We start from the raw sequence: 2,551 nt of genomic DNA, 5'->3' as shown, positions 1-2,551 counted from the left end.
GGAAATTCCGGAGGCTTTGATGTGTTGATTTCCGCTGAGAGCTGACCCGGGATTTCCATCGAGAGCTGACCCGGTCTTGCAGTTATGCCACGCCTGGGGATGAGTTGGTCAAGTCATGGATCTTCTCCTTCCGAGGTTTGATGGCGGCGGCGCTGATCCTGAAGCGGAAGCTGTCGTTGCCGGTTTCGAGGATGTGGCAGTGGTGGGTGAGGCGATCCAGCAGCGCCGTGGTCATCTTGGGATCGCCGAACACGCCGGACCACTCGCTGAAGCTGAGGTTGGTGGTGATGACGACACTGGTACGTTCGTAAAGCTTGCTGAGCAGGTGGAACAGCAAGGCGCCGCCTGACGGGCTAAACGGCAGGTAGCCGAGTTCGTCTAGGACGACGAGGTCGAGGCGGAGTAGCCGCTCGGCAAGCTGGCCCGCCTTGTTCAGAGTCTTTTCTTGCTCGAGCGCGTTGACCAGATCGACGGTGGAGAAGAACCGGACCTTCTTGCGGTGATGCTCGACCGCCTGCACGCCCAGCGCTGTCGCGATGTGGGTCTTGCCGGTGCCCGGCCCGCCGATCAGCACGACGTTGTCGGCGCCGACGATGAACTCGCATCGGTGCAGCTGGCGAACCATGGCTTCGTTGACCTCGCTGGAAGCGAAGTCGAAGCCGGCCAGATCCTTGTACGCCGGGAAGCGGGCGGCCTTGATCTGGTAGGCGATCGACCTGACCTCACGCTCGGCAACCTCTGCTTTAAGCAGCTGGGATAGCGTGGGCACCGCCGCTTCAAAGGCTGGCGCGCCCTGCTCGATGAGATCGCCGACAGCCTGGGCCATGCCGTACATCTTGAGGCCGCGCAGCATGACCACGACGGCGGCGCTGGCGGGATCATGACGCATGGCGCAGATCCTTCCCGCGCAGTGCATCATAGCGTTCGACGTCGGCCTCCGGTTCGCGCCGCAGGCTGAGCGCTTGCGGAGCATCGATCCTGGCGGCCTTGTCAGTCTTGCCGTCGACCAGTCGGTGCAGGATGTTGAGGATGTGGGTCTTGGTGGGTACGCCTGCTTCCAAGGCCAGCTCGACGGCGCAGAGCACCGCCTGCTCGTCGTGCTGCAGGACCAAGGCCAAGATCTCCACCATCTCCCGGTCGCCGCCCGGACGCTTGAGCAGATGCTCCTGCAGGCGCCGGAAGCCGTTGGGCATGCCCGCGAACGGAGCGCCGTTGCGCAGCGCTCCCGGCTTGCGCTGGATCACCGCCAGGTAATGCCGCCAGTCGTAAACCGTCTTTCCGATCGAGCGGTGGGAGTGCTCGATGATCCGGCTATGCTCGCACAGGACCTGCCCCTCGGCGGCGATCACGATCCGCTCCGGGTAGACTCGAAGGCTGACCGGCCGGTTGGCGAAGGACGCTGGCACGCTGTAGCGGTTGCGCTCGAAGTGCACGAGGCAGGTCGGCGACACGCGCTTGGCGTGTTCGACGAAGCCGTCGAAGGGACGGCCCAGCGGCATCAAGCTGGCGACCTCCTGGGCCTGCGCGTCGGCGACCGTGCCGGGCAGGACGCCATGCTGGATCTCGTTCCACTGCTCGATACAGCGCTGCTCAAGCCACGCATTGAGCGCGCCCAGATCCGGGAAGCTCGGCAGCGGCTGCCACAGCCGACGACGCGCATCCTGGACGTTCTTCTCGACCTGGCCCTTCTCCCAACCGGAAGCAGGGTTGCAGAAATCGGGCTCGAACAAGTAGTGGCTGGCCATCGCTGCGAAGCGGGCGTTGACCTGCCGGGCCTTGCCAGACCCGATGCGATCGACCGCGGTCTTCATGTTGTCGAAGATCCCGCGCCGCGGCACCCCGCCCAACACTCGGAACGCCTGAGTCAACGCGTCGAACAGCATCTCATGGGTCTGGAGCGGATAGGCCCGCACGATGAAGGCCCGGCTGTGCGAGAGCTTGGTATGCGCGGCCTGCAGCTTGGTCCGCTCGCCTCCGAGCACGGCCCAGTCCTCGCTCCAGTCGAACTGGAAGGCCTCGCCAGGCGCAAAGACTAGGGGAACGAAGGTGCCGCGGCCGCTGGTCTGGGCGTCGCGTTGACGGTCGGCCTTCCAGGCTCGCACGAAAGCGGCGACGCGCCCGTAGGAGCCGTCATAGCCCAGGGCCACCAGATCAGCGTACATCTGCTTGGCCGTGCGCTTCTGCTTGCGCGATTTGCCCGCCTCGATGCGCAGCCACCCTGACAGCTTCTCAGCAAACGCGTCCAGCTTGCTCGGTCGCTCGGGAACCTTGAACTTCGGCTCCACCGTGCCCGCTCGCAGGTACTTGCGGACCGTGTTGCGCGACAAGCCTGTGCGCCGCTCTATCTCTCGGATCGGCATCCCCTCGCGGAAATGCCAGCGTCGGATCACGCTCAGTAACGCCATGTCGATCACTCCTTGATCCCCCGACCCAGCGGCCAGGAAAAGGGTCAGAACATGGGTCAATTCTCAGTGGAAACTTGGCGCTCCCCGGGTCAGCTCTCAGCGGAAATCAACAATCTCGGGGCTGATGGGCTTCGTCTCGTTCTTCG

General features: G+C 64.4%; 2 protein-coding genes. Both read right to left on the bottom strand.

The window, feature by feature from the left end:
- Positions 1 to 82: 82 nt before the first annotated feature.
- A complete protein-coding gene (gene istB, locus HUU96_RS14800) occupies positions 83 to 889 on the bottom strand; it encodes an IS21-like element helper ATPase IstB (RefSeq protein ID WP_174293497.1) in 807 nt (268 codons plus the stop codon).
- Complete coding sequence (gene istA, locus HUU96_RS14795; protein WP_174293496.1) at positions 879 to 2,405, bottom strand: IS21 family transposase; 1,527 nt, start codon at positions 2,403 to 2,405, stop codon at positions 879 to 881. The genes istB and istA overlap by 11 nt, the downstream gene beginning before the upstream one ends.
- Positions 2,406 to 2,551 lie beyond the last annotated feature (146 nt).

The sequence above is a fragment of the Sphingomonas bacterium genome (assembly GCF_903644135.1).
In the GTDB taxonomy this organism is placed as follows: Bacteria; Pseudomonadota; Alphaproteobacteria; order Sphingomonadales; family Sphingomonadaceae; genus Sphingomonas.
The sequence above is the reverse complement of the archived record's forward strand: the minus strand, read 5'-3'. Positions and strand labels throughout refer to the sequence as shown.